Origin of the sequence: Amycolatopsis saalfeldensis (genome assembly GCF_900110575.1) — a bacterium.
GTDB classification, from domain to species: Bacteria; Actinomycetota; Actinomycetes; order Mycobacteriales; family Pseudonocardiaceae; genus Amycolatopsis; species Amycolatopsis saalfeldensis.
Genome location: NZ_FOEF01000001.1, coordinates 745,603 through 765,866, shown reverse-complemented (window position 1 = coordinate 765,866; position 20,264 = coordinate 745,603). Strand labels below are relative to the sequence as shown.

Annotated in this window: 13 protein-coding genes and 1 pseudogene; 8 read left to right on the top strand and 6 right to left on the bottom strand. The window is 72.0% G+C overall.

Features of this window, described 5'->3' with window-relative positions:
- The first annotated feature begins 141 nt into the window (after positions 1–141).
- From BMY97_RS03430 to BMY97_RS03415, 4 genes are read left to right on the top strand one after another with little or no spacing between them, the layout of a single operon-like run.
- On the top strand, positions 142–735 hold the full coding sequence (locus BMY97_RS03430; protein WP_091612214.1) for a helix-turn-helix transcriptional regulator: 594 nt from the start codon (positions 142–144) through the stop codon (positions 733–735).
- Positions 736–749: 14 nt separating this feature from the next.
- Positions 750–2,018 carry an extracellular solute-binding protein gene (locus tag BMY97_RS03425; protein WP_091612211.1) on the top strand — a complete coding sequence of 423 codons (1,269 nt, stop codon included), beginning with the start codon at positions 750–752 and terminating at the stop codon, positions 2,016–2,018.
- A 5-nt stretch (positions 2,019–2,023) separates the two neighbouring features.
- Positions 2,024–2,935: a carbohydrate ABC transporter permease gene (locus BMY97_RS03420; protein ID WP_245787117.1), complete on the top strand. Its 912-nt coding sequence runs from the start codon at positions 2,024–2,026 to the stop codon at positions 2,933–2,935.
- Positions 2,932–3,759, top strand: coding sequence for a carbohydrate ABC transporter permease (locus BMY97_RS03415; protein ID WP_091612209.1), 828 nt, complete (start codon positions 2,932–2,934; stop codon positions 3,757–3,759). Before BMY97_RS03420 ends, BMY97_RS03415 begins: the two co-directional genes overlap by 4 nt.
- A gap of 16 nt (positions 3,760–3,775) precedes the next feature.
- Here the strand turns inward: BMY97_RS03415 and BMY97_RS03410 are convergent, their stop codons facing one another.
- Together BMY97_RS03410 and BMY97_RS03405 are read right to left on the bottom strand one after the other, a co-directional pair.
- Complete coding sequence (locus BMY97_RS03410) at positions 3,776–7,447, bottom strand: ATP-binding protein (protein ID WP_091612206.1); 3,672 nt, start codon at positions 7,445–7,447, stop codon at positions 3,776–3,778.
- Positions 7,448–7,662: 215 nt separating this feature from the next.
- Positions 7,663–10,932, bottom strand: a complete 3,270-nt coding sequence (locus tag BMY97_RS03405; protein ID WP_091612205.1) for an ATP-binding protein — start codon at positions 10,930–10,932, stop codon at positions 7,663–7,665.
- A gap of 331 nt (positions 10,933–11,263) precedes the next feature.
- Here BMY97_RS03405 and BMY97_RS03400 point away from each other — a divergent pair, with 331 nt between their 5' ends.
- The 3 genes from BMY97_RS03400 (at position 11,264) to BMY97_RS03390 (ending at position 12,728) form a co-directional block, all read left to right on the top strand.
- The gene (locus tag BMY97_RS03400; RefSeq protein WP_091612202.1) at positions 11,264–11,503 is read left to right on the top strand and encodes a WXG100 family type VII secretion target; all 240 of its coding nucleotides are present in this window, start codon (positions 11,264–11,266) and stop codon (positions 11,501–11,503) included.
- A gap of 2 nt (positions 11,504–11,505) precedes the next feature.
- On the top strand, positions 11,506–11,838 hold the full coding sequence (locus tag BMY97_RS03395) for a WXG100 family type VII secretion target (protein ID WP_177231151.1): 333 nt from the start codon (positions 11,506–11,508) through the stop codon (positions 11,836–11,838).
- 254 nt (positions 11,839–12,092) lie between these two features.
- Complete coding sequence (locus BMY97_RS03390) at positions 12,093–12,728, top strand: helix-turn-helix transcriptional regulator (protein WP_091612199.1); 636 nt, start codon at positions 12,093–12,095, stop codon at positions 12,726–12,728.
- Positions 12,729–13,503: 775 nt separating this feature from the next.
- On the opposite strand, the pseudogene BMY97_RS49320 reads toward BMY97_RS03390, so the two are convergent.
- From BMY97_RS49320 to BMY97_RS03370, 4 genes and pseudogenes are all read right to left on the bottom strand, one after another.
- Positions 13,504–14,428 (bottom strand): annotated as a pseudogene (locus tag BMY97_RS49320) (cell division protein DivIVA); the annotation flags it as partial.
- A 122-nt stretch (positions 14,429–14,550) separates the two neighbouring features.
- A complete protein-coding gene (locus tag BMY97_RS03380) occupies positions 14,551–16,542 on the bottom strand; it encodes an SDR family oxidoreductase (RefSeq protein WP_091612196.1) in 1,992 nt (663 codons plus the stop codon).
- Between the two features lie 243 nt (positions 16,543–16,785).
- Positions 16,786–17,487 carry a class F sortase gene (locus tag BMY97_RS03375; protein WP_091612194.1) on the bottom strand — a complete coding sequence of 234 codons (702 nt, stop codon included), beginning with the start codon at positions 17,485–17,487 and terminating at the stop codon, positions 16,786–16,788.
- 17 nt (positions 17,488–17,504) lie between these two features.
- A complete protein-coding gene (locus BMY97_RS03370) occupies positions 17,505–19,013 on the bottom strand; it encodes a hypothetical protein (RefSeq protein WP_091612191.1) in 1,509 nt (502 codons plus the stop codon).
- Positions 19,014–19,336: 323 nt separating this feature from the next.
- On the opposite strand from BMY97_RS03370, the gene BMY97_RS03365 reads away from it, so the two are divergent.
- On the top strand, positions 19,337–20,200 hold the full coding sequence (locus BMY97_RS03365) for a Bax inhibitor-1/YccA family protein (protein WP_091612189.1): 864 nt from the start codon (positions 19,337–19,339) through the stop codon (positions 20,198–20,200).
- The last annotated feature ends 64 nt before the right edge of the window (positions 20,201–20,264 follow it).

The following is a 20,264-nucleotide window of genomic DNA, read 5'->3' as shown; positions in this document are numbered from 1 at the left end:
TGTCCCTCGCGACGGTATCGGAAGCCCCGGTGACCTCCGGCTTCGCGTCGTGAAGAATGGCTTCACGGCGGCTAGAGAATTCATGAAGGCACCCTCAGCAGACTGATGACACGGGATGGGTGTTTCTTCAGGGAGGTAACGATGGATCAGGTCAGGGTGGCGGCGTGGGCTTCGGACCCGATCGCGCTGGCGGGGCTCATCGAGCACCTCCGGTCGTGCGACGAGATCCAGGTGGTGCCGGGGCAGCGCCGCGGTGAGGCCGCCGTGCTGGTGTTCGCCGCGAGCCGGGTGACGCCCGACGTGAAGGCCGCCCTGCGTGCCGCCGCGTCCGAGACGCCCGCTGCCATCGTCCTGGTGGCCGGCCACGTCGAGGCCGAGGAGCTGCCGGAGCTGGCCGCCTGCCACGTCGCCGCCGTGCTGCCGCGCGAGGCCATCGCGGGCGACAAGCTGGTGAAGAGCATCGTCGCGGCCGCGACGGGCCGGGAGAGTTCGCTGCGCGATCTGCTGGGCCAGGCGCAGAGCCTGCAGCACGCCGCGGGCGGCGCCGCGCTGTCGCCGCGCGAGGTCGACGTGCTGCGCCTGATGGCCGAGGGCTGGGACACGGCCGAGATCGCGGGCAAGCTCTGCTACTCGGAACGGACCGTGAAGAACGTCATCTACGGCATGACCAATAGGCTGAAGCTGCGCAACCGACCGCATGCCGTCGCCTACGCCCTGCGCGCAGGTGTTATCTGAGGGAAGCTCACCCCGTGCGAACGCTGACCCGACGCCCGGCCGTCGCTGTCCTGACGACCGCGCTCCTCCTGCTCGCGTCCGCCTGTGGTGGCTCCGACGCCGCAGCCGGCAAGATCAAGCTGACCGTCGCGACGTTCGGCGAGTTCGGCTACGGGCCGCTCTTCGCGGAGTACCAGAAGCAGCACCCGGACATCGAGATCCAGAGCCGGGTCACCGACTTCGACACGCACTTCAAGACCCTCGCCACGCAGCTGGCGGCGGGCCGCGGCGCGGCCGACGTGGTCGCGGTCGAGGAGCAGTACGTCCCGCAGTACATCCGGGCGAAGGACAAGTTCGTCAACCTCGCCGACTACGGCGCGGACCAGCTGAAGAACCAGTGGTCGCCGTGGAAGTGGGCGCAGGGCACGGACGGGAGCTACGTGCTCGGCCTCGGCACCGACATGGGCAGCCTCGCGATGTGCTACCGCCGCGACCTGTTCGAGCAGGCCGGCCTGCCGTCCGACCGCGCGTCCGTCGCGAAGCTGATGCCGACCTGGCAGGCGTACGCCGACCTCGCCGCCCGCTTCACCGCGAAGCTGCCGAAGGTGAAGTTCGCGGACTCCGCGGGCACCGTCTACACCGCGATGCTCAACCAGTCGCCGGAGAACTACTTCTCCTCGAAGGACGATTCCTACATCGCGGACACGAACCCCGCTGTCCGCAACGCTTTCTTCCTGGCCGGTGGGATCGCGCAGAAGGGCGAGACGGCGGCCGCCACCACGTACACACAGGCGTGGAACGTCGCGATCAAGCAGGGCTCGTTCGCCACCATCGCCTGCCCCGCGTGGATGCTCACGCAGATCAAGGAGGCGGGCGGTGACGGCAACACCGGGAAATGGGACGTCACCACCGTTCCGGGCGCCAGCGGCAACCAGGGCGGCTCGTTCCTGACGATCCCGAAGCAGAGCGCGCACCCGAAGGAGGCGTACGACCTCGCGCGCTGGCTGACCGCGCCGGAGCAGGAGAAGCGGCTCTTCCTGTCCGACGGGATCCTCCCGAGTGAGCCGCCGGCCTACAAGGACCCGCAGGTCGTCGCCCACACCGACCCGTACTTCTCGAACGCCCCGGTCGGGCAGCTCTACGCCGCCTCGGCGGACACGCTGCGCCCCAACTACCGCGGCCTCCACGACGCCGACGTGCGCCCCGAGTTCGGGCACGCCCTCGGGCGGATCGAGGACAAGTCCGAGGACGTGCAGCAGGCCTGGGACGACGCGGTCAAGACGGGCCGAGAAGCGATCAAGTAGCCGCAGTGCCGCGTGCAGCCCGGCCGGCCCTGCCGGCGAGGTTCGATCGGAAGGGCACGCCCTTCCTGTTCATCGCACCGTTTTTCGCGGTTTTTGTCGTTTTCGGCGCCTTTCCCCTGCTTTACACGGCGTGGGTCTCGCTGCACCGCTGGAATCTGATTTCCGGCGACGAGGGCCGCTTCGGCTTGGCCAACTACGCCGGGCTGCTCGCCGATTCGCGGTTCTACAACGCGCTTTTCAACACCACCAGCATCTTCCTGCTCTCGGCGGTCCCGGAGTTCTTCCTCGCGCTCGGCATCGCGGCGCTGCTGAACCGGCCGTTGCGGGGCGCGACCTGGTGGCGCACCGGGGTGCTGCTGCCGAACGTGGTGTCGGTGGTGGCCGTCGGGCTGGTGTTCGGGCAGCTGTTCAGCCGTGACTACGGCGTGGTCAACGAGGTGCTCGGCTGGTTCGGCGTCGACCCGATCTCCTGGCAGGCGCGGCAGTGGTCCTCGCACCTGGCCGTGGCCACCATGGTGATGTGGCGCTGGACCGGGTACAACGCGCTGATCTACCTGGCCGCGATGCAGGCGGTGCCGCAGGACCTGTACGAGGCGGCGGCGCTGGACGGCGCCTCGCGCTGGCGTTCGTTCTGGTCGGTCACCGTGCCCGGCATCCGGCCGACGATCGCGTTCACCGTCGTGGCCGCCACCGTGAACGGCCTGCAGCTGTTCGCCGAGCCGCAGCTGTTCGACCCCACCGGCTCCGGCGGCAACGACCGGCAGTTCCAGACGCTCACGATGTACCTGTACGAGCAGGGTTTCGGCAAGTTCGACGCCGGCTACGCGGCCGCGTTGTCGTGGGTGATGTTCGTGTTCTGCGCGGTGTTCGCGGTGTTCAACTACCGGCTGGTGCGCCGGTTCGTGGGCGCGTCTTGAGGCCCCGCGGCCGGGCGGGCGCCTGGGTCTACGTGGTGCTGGTGGCCGTGCTGGGCGCCTCGGTGTTCCCGCTGTACTGGTCGTTCGTGGTGTCCACTCGCGACGATTCGGCGATCGGCAGCACGACGCCGGTGATGCTGCCGGGCGGGCACTTCTTCGAGAACGTGCGGCAGGTGTTCGACACCGTCGACTTCTGGGCCGCCATCGGCAATTCGCTGATCGTGTCGACCACGGTGATGGTGTCCAATGTGGTCCTGGCGAGCCTGGCCGGGTTCGCCTTCGCGCGGCTGAGGTTCCCCGGCCGCAACAGCCTGTTCCTGTTCGTGGTCGGCTCGGCGATGGTTCCCACGCAGCTCGGCGTGATCCCGCTGTACCTGGTGGTCAGCGACATCGGCTGGTACGGCCGGCTGGAGGCGGTGATCGTGCCCGCGCTGGTGGGCGCGTTCGGCGTGTTCTGGATGCGCCAGGCGTGCGAGGCCGCGGTGCCGCGCGAGCTGGTGGACGCGGCCACTGTGGACGGTGCCTCGGCGGTGCGGACGTTCTGGCACGTGGCCGTCCCGGCGCTGCGCCCGCAGGCCGCGGTGCTCGGGATGCTGACGTTCATGGCCTCCTGGAACGACTACTTCTGGCCACTGGTGGTGCTCGACCCCGACGAGGCGCCCACCGTGCAGGTGGTGCTCTCACACCTGGCCAGCGGCTACTACACCGACTACGCGCTGATGCTGACCGGCGCGACACTGGCGGTGCTGCCGGTCATCGTGCTGTTCCTGGTGATGGGCCGGTACATCGTCCGGGGAATCCTGAAGGGCACCGTGTACGGCTGAGCTCGCGTTGGCTGAGTCAGCTCGTACGCCGTGCCACGGCGTTCGCCACCCCGCTGCGCGAGGGCGACTCCAGTTTTCCGAGCAGCCGCGCCACATGCGCCTGCACGGTGCGCCGCGGCAGGGCCAGCTCCGTCGCGATGTCCGGGTTCGAGCGGCCGGCCGCGACGAGCGTCGCGATGCGGACCTCGATCGGGGAGAGCGCGTCCCAGCCGAAGCCCGGGCGGACCACGGAGAACCGCGAGCCCTGCCGGACGCCCAGGTCCAGCAGGCGCTTCTCGGCGCGTTGCAGGTCCCATCGCGCGGAAAGCGAGGTGTACAGCTCCGCGGCCTCGTCGAACGCCGCGTGCGCGCCGACCATGTCGCCGGTCTGCGCGAGCAGCACCGCGGCGTCCTCCAGCGCGCTCGCCAGCTCCGGTTTCCGGCCCACCCGGCGGAAGTGCTCCACGGTCTCCAGCACCGGCCCGGGGTCGTTGTCGATGAGCCCGCGACACCAGGCCGCGGCGGCGGTCGCGCGGGCCGGCTCACGCTCCTTCGCCGACTCTTCCTCGCAGACGGCGAGGGCCCGCCGTGCGCGGTCGAGGTCGCCCGCGTCGAGTGAAAGCCGCACGAACATCGGCAACCACTGGTGGCGCAGCATCATCTGCGCGTACGTCGGGTTCAGGATCGGCTCGAGGACCGCCAGCGCCTGCTTGACGTCGCCGCGTTGCAGCTCCACGAGTGCGTGCGCCACCAACAGGAAATCGAAGCTCTCCCGCTCGGCGCCCGTCGCCGGCGCGTACTCCTCGGCCGCGTCGAGGTGCGCCGCGGCCTGGCCCTGTTCACCGCGGCGCGCGGCGATCAGCGACGCGACGCCGTGGAGCAGCAGCGCGGCCGCACCCGGCTCGCGCAGGCCGTAGAACGTGATCGCCGGCCCGTCCTCGGTGACGGTGTCCAGCTCCACCAGCGCCTCGTCCCAGCGGCCCTCCCAGTACCGGTGGACGGCGACCGAGACCTGCAGCCCGACCGGCATCGAGTGCCGCAGCGCGATCTCGCCCGCGGCGCGCAGCGTCCGGTCGGCCTCGCCGAGGCGGTCCAGGTTCTGCAGGGTGAACACGCGGTTGTCCAGCAGGTCCAGGTGCAGGTCGGCCAGCTCGTGCTCGTCGCCGACGGCGGTGATCGCCTGGTCGATGTGCTCCAGCGCGCTCGCGTGGTGGCGCCGCACGGAATCCACCAGCCACAGCGTTTGCAGCGCGTGCGCGGTCAGGTAGCGGTCGCCGTGGGCGTCGGCGCGCGCGGCGTACGCCCTCGACTCGGCGGCGTCGAGGTCGTCCAGCCCGCCACGGCGGAAGTTGGCCAGCAGGTGCCGGTGCCGGACGCGCCAGATCTCCGGCACCTCCGGGTCCTCGGCCGCTTCGCCGAGTGTCTCCACGGCCAGCTCGACCTGGCCCTGCCGGAACCGGATGGCGGCGAGCAGATGCCGTATCTCGGCGAGGTTCTCCGGGTCCTGGCACAGGGCGAGGGCCTGCTCGGCCAGCGTCTCCGGGCTGCGCTCGAGCCGGAACAGCACCTTCACCAGCGCGGTGATCAGCACCTCGCGCCGCGGGTCGGCGGGCTGGCAGGCGGCCAGTGCTCGTTCGAGCAGTTCGACGGCGATCAACGGCGCGCGGTTGGACACGGCGGAATGGTTCTCCGCCAGCCAGTCGAGCACCCACGGGTCCACTGTGGACGGCGCGGCCACCAGCTGCTCCGCGACCCGCTTCACCGGCGCGCCGATCCGCGCCAGCGCTTCGGCGGCCTGCCGGTGCAGCGCCGCGCGGGTGCCTGAGAGCAGCCGGCTGTAGAGGGCCTGGCGCAGCAGGGGATGGCGGAACGCGAGCTGGGTGCCGGTGTCGATCAGCACGTTCGCCGCCACACCCTCTTCCAAGGGGCCCAACAGGTCCGACGGCCGGATGCCGAGCACCGCCGCGATGTCGCCGACCGCGAACTCCATGCCCAGCAGCGCGCCCCAGCGCAGCACGTCCTGCGTCTCCGGCGGCAGGAAGTCGAGCCGCCGGTCGACCGCCGCCACCAGCGAGCGCGGGGTCTCGAACTCCGCCGGATCGTCCACGTCGGCGCGCCCGTGGCCGACCTCGACAGCGCCCGCGCGGACCAGGACGTCCACCATCTCCTTGACGTACAACGGATTCCCGGCGGCACGGGCGGCCAGCTCGCGCAGCCCGGGGCCGGGATCGGCGCCGAGCAGCTCTTCGATCAGCCGGGACACGTCGTCCGCGACGAGCGGGGCCAGGTCCAGCACCACGCCGTCGCGCTGCTCGACGCCGCGGCGCAGCTGGGCCAGCTCGGCGCGGTCGGGGGCCGGGCGGGTGGCGGCGACCAGCAGCAGGGGCAGCTGCCGCGTCGCGGCGCAAAGCCGGTGCCACACCAGCACACTCGACTCGTCGGCCCACTGGAGGTCGTCGATCACCAGCACCAGCGGGGCGGCCGCGCACAGCTCGTCGACCAGGGAGAGCAGCCGGTCCACGGCGCCGAGCACCGGATCGCTGGTGCCCCAGGTGCGGCGCGCCGGCTGGTCGCCGGTCAGCTCCTTGGCCACGCGGGCCCGGCGCGGATCCGGCGACGCGGCGTCGATGGCCAGGCACTCCATCATCACCTGCAGCGGGAACCGGGTGCTCAGCTCGTCCGCGGCCACCCAGGCGACCTGCAGGCCCTGCTCGCCCGCGTGGCCGAACGCGCTCGCGAGCAGCTCGGACTTGCCGATGCCGGGCTCGCCTTCGATCCAGACGGCGCGCCCCCGGCCGTCGTGGACCTCGTCGAGCAGCTCGGTCAGCCGCCGCCCCTCGACCTCGCGGCCGAACAGCGGACCTTCGGTAGCGCCGTGCATCGCGCGGCTGATCCGGGTCGGCAGCACGGACACCGGCGCCGGTTCCGGTTCCGGTTCCGCGACCGGGCGCGGCAGTTCGAGGGCGGGGTCCTGCGCGAGGATCCGCTGCTGCAGCTCACGAAGCTCGGCGCCCGGTTCGACGCCCAGCTCGGCACGCAGGGTGGCGCGGGCTTCGCGGAAGACCTCCAGCGCGTCGGACGGCCGTCCGCTGCGGTAGAGCGCGAGCATCAGCGACTCCCGCAGCGGCTCGTGCAGCGGGTGCTCGCCGGCGAGCACGGTCAGCTCCGCGATGAGGTCCTGGTGGCCGCCCAGCGCGAGAACGGCTTCGGCGCGGCGTTTGAGCGTGTCCAGCCTCAGCTCGGCGAGGTGTTTCCGGTGCCGCTCGGCGAATTCGCCGGGGACGCCGGAGAGCGCTTCCCCGTTCCACAGCGCGAGCGCGGCGTCCAGGGCGGCCGCGGCCCGCTCGTGGTCGCCCTCGGCCGCGTACTGCTGGGCCTGTTCGCGGTGCTGCTCGAACACCGCCGCGTCGAGGGCCTGCGGGTCGAGGTCGAGTGAGTAGCCCGCGGGCTCGGACACCAGCACGCTGGCCGCCGCCCACCGCGTCCGCTCCGGCTCCAGCGCGCGGCGAAGCCCGGAAACGTAGGTGTGCACGCTGCCCTCGACGCTCGCCGGCGGCGAGTCGCCCCACACCCCCGCGATGAGTTCCCCGCGTGGCACGGAACGCCCGGCGTTGACCGCCAGCATCGCGAAGATGGCGCGCTGACGAGCGGGCCCGAGCTTGACTTCAGCTCGACCGCGCCAGGCCCGCAAGGGACCGAGCACGTCCACCCGCAATCCGTTGTGCCCATCCCCTGGCATGTCGTTCCGTTCGACGTACCGTCCTGATTTCGGCGAGCCTACCGGGAGCGGATCACGTAACGGCAGCGCGCGACCCCGTCGATCCACAGTGTCCTGCGGACAGTTCGCCGATTGGGGCGGTCAACGCGCTCACATGAGCGGAATCGGTGTGTGGTGGCCGTTTCTCCCCATTCGAATCGGCCGGTTCATTCGCCCGCGGCCCGCCGCACCGGGTTGGCCCGGCGGATTCCGAACGGCTGCATCCGGCCCTCGGCCCGCCGCACGTCCCACACCGCGCCGAGCGTCGTGTAGCTCGTCAGCGCCGTCCGGAACGCCGTGCGCGCCTCGTCCAGCCGCCCGCTCCCGGCGAGCAGGATCGCCGCGTCCTCGTTCGCCCGTGCGTACTTCAGCACCCGCCCGGCGAGCTCGTAGTGCGCGGCCGCCCCGAGGATCGCGTCCGGGTCCGCCGTGACCAGCCCGCGGCAGTGCGCCGCGGCGGCCGCGTGCGTGGGCGGCATTTCCGCCGTGTCGCCGGTGCCCATCATCCGCAGCGCCTGGTGCGCGCGCTGGTCGCCGAGCTGCACGGCCAGCCGGGCCAGGTCCGGCAGCCACTGCTGCCGCGCCGACGGCGGGTAGCCCGGGTCCAGCAGCGGCGAGAGCGCCGCCAGCGCCGCTTCCGGCCGTCCTTCCAGCTCCGCCAGCTGGGCCTCGGCCGCCAGCAGGTAGTCGCCGCCGTTGGGCTCCAGGTCGTTGGGCCAGTGCTGCCGGGAAGCCGCGTCGAGGTGAGCGCGCGCCTCCTCCGGCTCGTTGCGGTGCCCGGCGATCAACGCGCCGACGCCGTGCACCAGCAGCGCCGAGCCCGGGCTGCGCAGCACGTACGACGCCGTCTCCGCGCCGCCCTTGATCACCGTGTCCAGCTCGGCCAGCGCCTCGGGCCAGCGCCCGCGCCAGTAGTAGTGCACAGCGCCGGCCAGGTGCATTTCGCCGGGCACGGCCCGGGTTGCGGCCAGCCGGCGGGCGGTGTCCAGCGGCTCGGCCGCGTCGTCGAGTCCGTCGAGGACACCCAGCTCGGACAGGTCGGGCTGGGACGTCTCGTCGGCGGCCAGCCGCTCGATCGTCACGCGCAGGGTTTCGTGGCGGCCGCGCCACATCTCCGGCACGTTCGGGTCGGCCAGCGTCCGCCGGACCTCCTCCGCGGCCTCGGCGAACTCGCCGCGCCGGTAGTAGATGTAGGCCAGGATCCAGCGCATCTCCGCGGCCTGCCTGCTGTCTTCGGTGCGCGCGACGACGGACCGCGCCTCCGCCTCGGGTTCGCGGCCGAGCCAGAACAACAGCCGGGCCAACGTGGCGGTGAGCGGCTCGCGTGCTTCGGCCGGGAGCGTGCCCTGCGTGACGACGTGCCGCAGCAGGTCGACCGCCATCCGCGGCGCGCCGGTGGCGACCGAGCCGATGTGCTCGAGCAGCCAGGCGGTCACCCACGAGTCGATCTGCACGGGCGCCGCCGCGAGCTGCTCGGCCACCCGCTCCGGCGACGCGCCCGCGCCCTGGAACGACTCGGCCAGCTGGCGGTGCAGCGCGACGCGCATCGCGGCCGGCGTCTTTTCGCAGAGCACCCGGCGCAGCAGCGGGTGCCGGAACTTCAGCCGTTCCTCGGACTCGACGAGCACCCCGGCCGCGAGCGCCTCTTCGACGGCGCCCACCAGGGCCGTCGCCTGGCGCTCGGTGGCGATCGCGATGTCGGCGAGCGAGAACTCCTTGCCCAGCAAGGCCGCCCAGCGCAGCACGTCGCGCGTGCCGCTGGAAAGGAAGCTGAGGTAGAGCGTGACGCGGGAGCCCAGCGGCGACGGGATGGAGCGGCAGCTGTTGCCGTCGACGATGGCCTGCGCGCCGTCCAGCAGGATCATCGAGTTCGACAGCAGCGTCTCGACGGTTTCCTTGGCGTAGCGCGGGTTTCCGGCGGCGTAGGAGATCAGGATCCGCAGCACCTGGCCGGGCGGGGCGCCGGTCAGGTCGGCCGAAAGGTCGCGGATGGCGGTCTCCGGCAGCGGGCCGAGCGCCAGCACGTCGGCGCCGTCGGCCGAAAGCTCCGCGCGCAGGCTGTCCAGCGCGGCGGGCCGAGGGATCGGCCGGCACGCGCCGATCAGCAGCAGGGGCAGCCGTCGCGTCTCCCGGCTCAGGTAGCGCCAGACGCGCAGCGTGGTGTCGTCGGCCCACTGGAGGTCGTCGACCACGAGCACCAGCGGCTCGTCCGCGCACAGCTCGCGGACCAGCCCGAGCAGGCCCTCGACCGGGTCCTGGTCCGGGTTCTCCGCCAGCGCCACGGCCAGCTCGGCGCGCCGCAGGTCCGACGCCCGCGGGTGCACGCCCAGCGCGTCGAGCAGGGGGCGCAAAGCGAACCGCTGGTCCAGCGCGTCGGCCGCGGCGAACAACGGCTTGCAGCCCGCTTCCTGGGCCATGGCCAGTGTTTCGGCCAGCAGCGCGGTCTTCCCGATGCCCGGCTCGCCCTCCACCCAGACCGACCGGCCGAGCCCGCTCGGCAGCCCGGCGACGGCCTCACGCACCAGCAGCGTCTCGTCGGCCCGGTCGAGGAACACGTCCGGGCGCGGCGGCAGGACCGGCACCGGGAACCGCGGCACGCGGGCGGGCGCCGGCGAAGGCCGTGGCGTGGCCGGTGGGGCCGCGGGCCGGGATTGACCGTCGCGGATGCGCTCGGACAGCTCGCGCAGCGCCGGGCCAGGTTCGGTGCCGGACGTCTCGATCAGCCGGTCCCGCACGTCGGTGTAGACGGCGAGCGCTTCGGTGCGGCGGCCGCCGGCGTCCAGCGCGCGCATCAGCAGGCCGCGCAGCGTTTCCCGGAACGGGTGCTCCTGGGTGAGCGCGGTCAGCCCGGCGATCAGCTCGCCGTGGCCGCCGTCGTTGAGCACCGCCAGCGCCCGCCGTTCCACGGTCGCCAGCCGCAGCTCCTCCAGCCGGGCGCGCTGCGCGTCGGCGAACGGGCCGGGCAGCCCGGACAGCGGGGTGCCGTGCCACAGGCCGAGCGCCTCGTCGAGCACCTGGCGGGCGGGCCGCAGCTCGTCGGCGGTGAGGTGGCGGTGGGCTTTTTCGCGCAGCGCCTCGAAGTGGTGCACGTCGATGGTCTCGGGCTCCACGCACAGCGAGTAGCCCGAGCCGATGGACGCGAGCAGCTGCGGGCCGGTGCCGCGGGCGCGGCCGGGCTCGAGCACGCGGCGCAGGCCGGAGATGTAGGTGTAGATGCTGCCCTGGGCGCTGGCCGGGGGAGCGTCGCCCCACACCGCGTCGATCAGCTCCTCGCGCGACACCGTGCGGTTCGGCGACATGGCCAGCACGGCGAAGACCGTGCGGCGGTGGGCGGACCCGAGGTCCAGCTCCGTGTTCCCTCGCCAGGCCTTGACCGGGCCGAGCAGCTGGACCCTCGGCGCGGTGAAGCCTGGCCCCGCGCCGTCCGCTGCCGACATGGGTCTCCCTTCACGCGCTGACGGATCGTCACACGCCGGATGCCAGAGGTGAGCTTACGCCCGAAACGGTGACGCGGCGGCCCTGGGGCGGGTTGCCCGCCCGGTCCGGTTTCCCGATTCTCCGGCTCCCGCGTTTCAGCCATCCGGACTAGCGGCGAACGGCAGGAAAACTCCCTCCGGTCCCGGCCGGGGGCCCGGCAGGCAATGATCACCGAAATTCGGGCATGGCACCTGGGGGTTCGGTACCGCCGGCCCCGGTCGTTGGATCACTCTCGGTGGTGCCCCGCGTGTCCAATCGCAGGCGGGCTGGGGATGTGTGGCGAGGAGAGGCATGCAGGACACAGCGGGCCAGTTCGCCCGGGCGATCGAATCCGCCAACGCGCACTTGCGTCAGGTCAACACCGAGATGGCCGTCCTGCAGACCTCGTGGCGGGGCGAGGCCTCCGTCCGGTTCGGCCAGGCGATGAACGAATGGGAACAGCAGTTCGACGTGATCGTCGGCCGGCTGGAGGACCTGAGAGCGGCCACCGGCGACGCGAGGCACCGGACCGGCGGCTCGAGCGGAACCTGAGCATGACGGGCGCCGGTTCCGATTTCAGCCACGCCGACGACATCCTGGACCGGATGGGCGCCACCACCGGCGGCCTCCGCGCGGTGATGGCCGAGCTGGAGTCCACTGTGGAACAGGACCTGGCCGCTTGGCCGGCCGAGGCCCAGGCCCGCTACCGCGCCGCGAAACAGGAGTGGACCGAGGCACTCGCCCGGATGCCACAATGCCTGGACCGAGCCCGCGACGCGTTCGAGGAGATCGCGGGCAGCTCTGGGCCCGGAGGCGGGCCGGGTCCGGACCCCGGGCGCACCGGGCCGGAATCCGGGCGGCCGGACGGCGGGCCGGGTTCCGGGTAGCCGGGCACTGGGCCGGGACTCGGGCGACGAGCAGCCGGCCGCTGGTGGTCAGGCCGAGGAGCGCCGACCCCCGGCGCAGGGTGGCTCGGCGGGCTCGTGAAGGTGGCCGAGAGGTCGTCGTGAAGTGCGCTGACCTGGGCTGACGGCCATGTTCTTCACAAACTCTGCGGGGCGTGGAGATTCGCGGGGAGAAAACGTGAAGTCGCGCACGCGAGACTGACTGTCGTCAACGTGGAGTGGTGGTAGGAGTACTCGTGAAGCTCGTCAAAGTCGCTGTTCTCGCCTCGGACCCGATCACCAAGGCCGGCGCCGCGAGTCTGCTGGGGACCCGCGCCGAGCTGCAGGTACTGCCCGAGGACTCGGCCGCGCAGGCCGACGTCGTCCTGGTGATGGAGGAGCACGTCACCGATCGCGTGCTGGCGCGGGTGAAGGAGCTGGGCCGCGAGTCCGAGCACCTGGCGGGTCCCGACCTGGTGATCGTCGCCGACCACTTCCGCGAGAGCGACCTCATGACGGCCATCGAGTGCGGCATCGTGGCGATCCTGCCGCGCCGCGAAACCGGCGGCGCCGAGCTGGTCGCCGCCGTGCTCGCCGCGGGCGACGGCACCGCCACCCTGCCGCCGCGGCTGCAGGGCGCCCTGCTCGGGCAGGTGCAGCGCATGCGCCGCGACGTGCTCGAGCCCAACGGCCTCACCCTGTCCGGCCTGGCCGCCCGCGAGTGCGACGTCCTCCGCCTGGTCGCCGAGGGCTTCGGCACCGAGGAGATCGCCGCCAAGCTCTGCTACTCCGAGCGCACCGTGAAGAACGTCCTCTACGGCCTGATGACCCGCTGCGGCCTGAACAACCGCGCCCACGCCGTCGCGTACGCCCTGCGCGCCGGCGCCATCTGAGACTTTCCCCTGGAGCCGCCCATCCGGGGCTCCCCGGCCCGGGGCGGCGGTAGGCGCGGAGCCGCCGCCCCGCCATCCGGGGCTCGTGCTTCCGGCCGGACACAAAAAGCCCCTCCGGCCGGAGGGGCTTTTCGCGCTGAGCTTGATCAGGAAACGGGCTTGCCCGCGGTCGGGGAGAGCGGCTTGCCGCCGCCCTGGTTGCCCTCGCCGCCTGCTTCGCCGCCCGAGTTGCCGGGCGCGGCGGCCTTGCCGTTGCCGGGGGACGGCTTCGGCTTGGGGCCGTTGGACTTGACGAGGGGATTGCCCGCAGCGGGCTGGACCGTCGCCGTGCCCGGCGTGGTCGGCGAGTCGGCCGATCCCGTGGCCGGCTTGGGCTTCGGCGCCGGGGACGGGGAAACAGCAGCGGCCGGACCGCTATTGGCCGCACCGCCCTTGGCGCCAACGCTCGTCGGGGCACCGCCGTTGGCCGCGCCGCGGTTGGCGGCAGCAGCGGCAGGGGCACCGCCGTTGGCTGCGCCGCGACCGGCCGCCCCGCCATTGGCACCGGCGCCGGTCGCGCCACCGCCATTGGCACCGGCACCGCCCTTGGCGCCTGCGCCGGTACCGGTCGCGCCGCCGTTGGATGCGCCTCGGTTGGCCGCACTACCGCCATTGGCGCCCGCACCGGCCGGGGCATTGCCGTTGGACGCGGCACCGGGCTTCGGTGCGGAGGCGCCGGTTGCCGGGGAAGGGCGGCTCGCGACGGGAGCGCCGGAGGAGGCGCCGTTGGCCGCGGGAGCCTCGTCGCCGCCGACCAGTTTGGACGCCGACGGGATCACGGACTCGGCCGGCAGCGCGGCCAGCAGGCCTTCGCTGCGGCCGAGCACCTCGTCGGCCATCGCGAGGTTCTTGCGGGCCTGCTCGCGGATCTCGGCGAGACGCTCGACCTTCCGCGTGGCCGCGGTGGTGCGCTGCGCGGCCTGCGTGGTCGCCTCGTCGAGGCGGCGCTTGGCTTCCGTGGTGGCCTCGTCGACGCGGCGCTTGGCCTCGGCCGTCGCCTCCGCGATCCGGCGCTCGGCCTGGTTCTTGCTCGCCGTGCGCTGATCGGCGATGAGCTTTTCGTGCGCGCTGCGCTCCGCGGTGATCTTGCCGTCGAAGTCGCGCTCGATCTTGCGGCGCTTGCGCTCCGCCTCGTTGTCGAGCAGTTCCCGGCGCTGCGCCGCTTCGACGGTCAGGCGCTGCACCTCCGCGCGCGTCTCCTTCAGTGCCTCTTCATGCTCGGAGTGCAGCGCTTCGGCCTGCTTGTCCAGCTCGGCCACGAGCCGCGTGTAGCGCTCGCGCAGCTTGGTCGACGCCTCGGTCGACGAAGCCCAGTGCTTCTCCGCCGCCACCTGCGCACGCTTCGTGATCTCTTCCGCGCGCGCCTGCGCGAGCTGGACGGTGCGCTGCATCCGCTCGTCCAGGTCCTCGAGCCGCTCCGGCGGCTTCATCAGCTCCTCGACGCGGCCCTGCAGCTTCTTCACCTCGCCGCGGGCGGACTCCAGTTCACGCGCGAGCGTGTTCACCTGCGTCGCCGCCGCGTCGCGATCACTCAGCAGCCGGCGCAGCTGCGCCTCCAGATGATCGAGGTACTGACGCACCTCGTTGCGATCGAAGCCGCGCCAGGCTTCGGTGTACTCACGCCGCACGGGCAGGAGGCCGTTGTCTCGCTCGGGAACCATGCGCCCGACCGTACCCGCGCACATTGTGTCGCCGCCGTCAGGACTGGTGATTCACCGCCACGTGTCGGGCCCTACCTGGTGATCGTCCCCTGAACGGCCGCACCCCCGCAGACACTCCGTGACTACCAGTGGAAGCCGCGCGACAGCCGCGCCAGCGCCATCGCGGCCTTCGACAGGTGTTTCTCGCCACGGCCGATCTTGAGCTGCCCCGAGCCGCCGGCCGCCGTGGAGTCCGGGAAAATCCGGAAACCCTGGTACGCGATCGCGTCGGTGAGGCCCGGCGTGAGCGTGTACGCGAGCCCGATCGCCTGCCCCGCCGGGGTCCCGATGTGCTTGGGACGCTCCAGCAGCGCCTTCATCACCATGTTGGCCGCCTGCTCCGGCGACTTCGTGGGGAAGGCGTCGTAGATCTTCGTCGGCCGGATCATCGGTGTGCGCACCAGCGGCATGTGGATCGTGGTGAACGTGATCCCGTCACCGTGCGTCTCGGTGGCCGCGATGCGGGAGAAGTAGTCCAGCGCGGCCTTCGAAGCGGCGTACGCGGAGAAGCGCGGCGCGATGCCCTGCACACCGATGGACGACACGTTCACGATGTGCCCGAACTTCCGCTCGGACATGTGCGGCAGCACGGCGAGGATCAGCCGCACCGCGCCGAAGTAGTTGATCGCCATCGCGCGCTCGTAGTCGTGCATGCGGTCGTACGACAGCTTGATCGACCGGCGGATCGAGCGGCCCGCGTTGTTCACCAGCATGTCGATCCGGCCGTGCTCGGCCAGCATCGCGTCCACGGCCTTGTGCACCGAGTCCTCGTCGGTCAGGTCCGCCGGGTACACCGACGCCGTGCCGCCGGCGGCGATGATCTCGTCGCGCACCTCTTCCAGCTCGTGCTGCCGCCGCGCCACGAGCAACGGCACCCCGCCCGCTTCCGCGACCTTCAGCGCCGTCGCGCGCCCGATGCCCGAAGACGCGCCGGTGATGATCACGCGCCGCCCGTCGAGTTCGCCGCGCGGGCCGTGCTTGCGCGCGCGGAACGGGTCGAGGTGCTCGCGCCAGTACCGCCACAGCGTCGCCGCGTAGTCCTCGAGCCGCGGCACGTCGACGCCCGCGCCGGCCAGCGCCTTGCGCGTCTCGGCCGACGCGAACACCGAGGGGAAGGCCATCGTCTCCAGCAACACCGGCGGGATGCCGAGGCGCTCCATCACCGCGTCACGCGCGATCGTGAAGCCGGGGATGTGCTCGCTGAGCTTCACCAGCCCGACGATGCCCTTGGACACGCGGTCGCCCAGCTGCGCCGTGATCGTCGGCGCGCCCGCGGCCCTGGCGAAGGCGTTGTAGACGGAGACGACCGGCTGCGGCTCCGGGTTCACCAGGTGGAAGGCACGCCCGTCGAGGCCCTTGGTGGTCACCAGCTCCAGCAGCGCCTTGGCGACGTAGTCGACCGGCACGACGTTGGTGTCGCCGAGGTCCGGGCCGACGATCGGCACGTCCGGCAGCCCGGCGAGCCTGCTGATCGCGGGGAACAGGTAGTACGGGCCGTCGATCTTGTCCATCTCGCCGGTCTCGGAGTTGCCGACGACCACGGCGGGCCGGTACACCCGCCACGGCACCTCGTGCTGCTCGCGCACCAGCTTCTCGGCCTCGAACTTGGTGCGGTGGTACGGCGTGACCAGCCGCTGCCCGACGTCGAACATCTCCTCGGTGAACAGGCCCTCGTGGTCACCGGCGACGGCGACCGACGAGACGTGGTGCAGCCCGCCGGCGCCCAGGTCCGCGGCCAGGTCGACGACGTGCTGCGTACCGTCCACATTGGCCTTGATGCTGGCGTCGTCGTCGGCCGTGAGGTCGTAGAGCGCGGCCAGGTGCACCACGTGGTCGACGCCGCGCAGGCTTTCGCGGTCCTCGGCGGAGACGCCGAGCAGCGGCTCGGACAGGTCGCCGGTCACCAGGCTGACGCGCTCGGCGTGCGGCCACCCGTCGACGAGCGCGGAGAGCCGCTCCCGCGAAGAGGCGCGCACCACGAGCGCGACGCGTTCGGCGTCCGGCCGCGCGAGCAGCAGCCGGGTGAACTGGCGGCCGATCAACCCGGTCGCGCCTGTCACCAAGAACGTCGCCATCTGTCTCACCCTCCGCCGTACACCGCTTGGACCCTTGCGCATTCTGCTGCATGGACGCCGTGCTGACCACAGCCCGCCCCAGGCATGTTACTCGCAGGTAACTTAGCGTTTCGCAGAGGGTCCGCAGGTCGCGGCCCGGTTTTCGGCCCCGGCGGGTCCCGATCAGCGGTACGAAAGGGCCGTTCGCGACCGCCGGGACCGGTGCGAAAGTCCCCCTCGCGACGGCAACGAACGACAGGAGGGTCAGGCCGGGTCGGCGATGACGACGCGGTTCTCTTCGTAGCCGTCGCTGCCGCCGACCCAGCGGCCGCCGCAGGTGACCAGGACGACGCGGTGCGCGCCGGCTTGGCCGAAGAGGTCGTCGGCGCGGGCGGCGAGGTCGTCCTTGTGCACCGTGACCAGCTGGGAGATCCGGTACCGCGCCGTCTTGCCCGCACTGTCCACAATGGTCACCACGCCGCCGATGCGCTCGTTCCACAGCTCGGCGAACGGTCCGGTCGCCCCGCGCCAGTTCACGTGCCCGGCGAACACGCTCGCCCCGCTCACCGCGTCCAGCGCGGCGCCCCACCAGGCGGCCTGGCCGATGTCCGACGGCACCGGCAGCGTGTTGCCGGGCCCGAGGCCCTGGCGCACCATCGCCGCCGTGCCGCCGCCGGGCAGCCGGATCGTGCCCGGTTTCTGCGGGCCGGGTGCCGGGGGCTGCCGGTTCTCCGCGGGCGCGGCCGGCGGCGGGGCGGAGGAGGACGGCGGTGCCGGACTCGGCGACGCCACCGCGGGCGGCGCCGGGGAGCCCTGGCGCGCCGCGAGCGCGGCGGGGGCCGGCTGCGCGCTGCCGGCCACCACCGCCGTCGGGGGTGCGCTGATCACGACGGTGACGAGTTCCACCGCGAGCACACTCGCCGCGCCGAGGACGAAACCGGCGATCAACCGGCCCTTCGCTGCCATACCCCTACCGCTCTCGTTTACCGCCGGGAAGCCCGCCGGGCGGCGAAGCCGACCAGTGCCGAGCCGACGAGCGCGAGCACCCCGAGACCGATCAGGCCCGGCAGGGAGTAGCTCGTCTCGACGGCACCCTTCGCCATCGCCACCGGCTGGTCGCCGGCCGGGATCGCGTGCGGCACCTCGTTCGGCTTGTTGACCAAGGTGAGCGACAGTGTGTCTCCCGGCTTCAGCGAGCCGCACGCCGAGGGCGGGTTCTTCGCGTCGAACGCGTTCTCGTAGCCCGGCGGCGGGCTCACCTCGACCACGCAGACGTCCTGGGGCGCCAGCAGGTTGTCGACGGTCACCGCGCCGGTGCCGCCGCTGGTGGTGACCACCACCGGCTGCCCGTCGGGACCGTTCAGCGGCTTGCCGTCCTGCCCGGTGGCCGCGGCCTTCTTGTCCGCGCCGGTGATCCGCAGCGCGGTGCCGCCGATGCCCTTGCCGGTGTTCGCGTCGGTCTTGGTGACGGCCACCTTGCCGGGCTTCGCGACGGCGACGGTGCCGGTCGCGGTCAGCGTCTTCTCGCCGCCGGTGGAGACCACCTTCTGGGCTCCGGTGTTCACCGTCGGCGACTGCACGTACGGCCGGTCGGCCGGCGCGGTGAGCGAGGTGGACAGCTTCGGCTGGTCGCCGGTCGGCGTCACCTTGACCGAGATCGTGCCGTCCGCGCCGGTGTTCAGGGTGGTCTCGGCCGGCGCGCCCTGCGTGGCCGCGCTTCCCTTGGTGTCAGTGCTGCCGGAGGTGTCCGACGCCTTGGCGTCCGCACCCGTGGCCAGCGTGCCGTCGGCCGCGGTGATCTTCACCGGGACGTCCGCGATGCCGGTGCCCTTGGCGTTCTTGACGCTGATCGTCCAGGTGGCCGGCCGGCCGAGGTGCTGGTCGCTCTTCGGCGGCGTGACCGAGGTGGTCCACGGGCCGCGGTTGGCCTCCGCGTCGGTGGTTAGCTTGGCGACGTCGGCCGCCGCGCCCGGTGCCTGGCTCTGCAGCTTCGAGAGGTGGAACGGCGCGTCGTAGCCGATCTTGTCCGCGGTGAGGCTCGGGTTCAGGTCGTCGTGGCCGGGTCGCGGGGCGGAGGTCCACGAGTGCAGCAGGTGCGCCAGCGCGGCGGCCTGGTCGGCGTCCTTGGTGTCGCCGTAGCGCAGCAGCAGGTACGAGATGTTGGCCGCCTGGTCGGCGGGGATCTTGTCGCCCCACTTGGTCAGCAGCTCGTCGCCCGGCTTGTACACCTCGCCGGTGTCCGGCGCCTTCAGCTGGAAGCTGACGCAGAAGACCTGCTTGCCGCCGACGATGTAGGACCCGAGCCAGTTGCGGCTCGGGGTGTGCGGCGACATCGGCTGGCCGGGCGTGACGGCGTGCCCGACGCCTTCCTGCGTCGCCGCGAGCGCGGGCGTCGTGCCCACGGCGGTGACGGAGAGTGCGCCGAGCAGGCCCGCGGCGACCAGGCCGGTGACCGCGCGCTTCCCCGCACGCGGGCGTGAGGTCCACCCCATGGTGTGTTGACTCCTTATTCGCGCTCCCCGACAACGCCTTTTACGTCGTCGCAGGTCACACGATCGAATAGCTCCCCGACACGCCTTCGGTTACATCTCGAACACGCGAAGTGAAGAGTCCCGTCAGCCCACCCCGGATGTCTAGAGTCCATCGGGTGACCTGCGGTGAACGGTCGTGATCTCAGTCGCATACGGTGTAGCCCGGCTCGGCTGCGTGGCCACGATCGGGGAAGAGGGTAAAGTTCTCTTTACTCGACGGGAACCAGTCGGCCCGACCGGTCGTTGAACCCGATGCAAGGTGCCAGCAGATCCAGGAGGATCAGGTGCGTTCCAGTAGCAACCCGGCGTTCCGCAACCTGCCGCGCGGCCAGGCCGCGGGCGGGCAGTACGGGCCGAATGTCGGCTTCAACCAGCCGTACGGCATGCCGCAGGGCCAGGGCGGCGTGCCCGGTTACGGCCCGGGCCAGATGTCCACCGGCGCCGCCGATCGGCCGATGACGGTCGACGACGTCGTGATCAAGACCGGCCTCTCGCTGGGGGTCGCGCTGGTCTTCGGCGTGCTCACGGCGATCTGGGCCCAGACCCAGCTGGTCGTCGACTCCCTCGGCCGCGTCGCCGGGATGAACGGCGCCCTGCTGGGCGCGCTCATCGGCGGCATGATCGTCGGCCTGGTCATCTCGCTGGTGATCATCTTCCGGCGCAAGCCGAGCGGGCCGCTCACGCTGGCCTACTCCGCGGCCGAAGGCATTTTCCTCGGTGCGCTGAGCGGGTTGTTCGAGCTGCTGTACCCGGGCATCGCGCTGCAGGCGCTGATCGGCACCGCGGGCGTGTTCATCGCGATGCTGGTGGTCTACAAGACCGGCGCGGTCAAGGTCACGCCCAAGCTGACCAAGTGGATCATCGGGGCCGTCGCCGGCGCCGCGATCCTGATGCTGGTGAACCTGCTGACCGCGGTGTTCTTCGGCTACAACCCGCTGCGCGACGGCAGCCCGATCGCGATCATCTTCAGCCTGGTGGTCATCGGCATCGCCGCGTTCAGCTTCCTGCTCGACTTCGACCAGGCCGACCGCATGATCCGCGAGGGCATGCCGTCCAAGTGGGCCTGGTACGCCGCGTTCGGCCTGATGACCACGATGGTCTGGCTGTACCTGGAGATCCTGCGACTGCTGTCTTACCTGCGCGAGTAACGCTCGCACAGGTCTCCCGAGAAGGCGCTCCGTGATCAACGGGGCGCCTTTTCTGTGCGCTTGT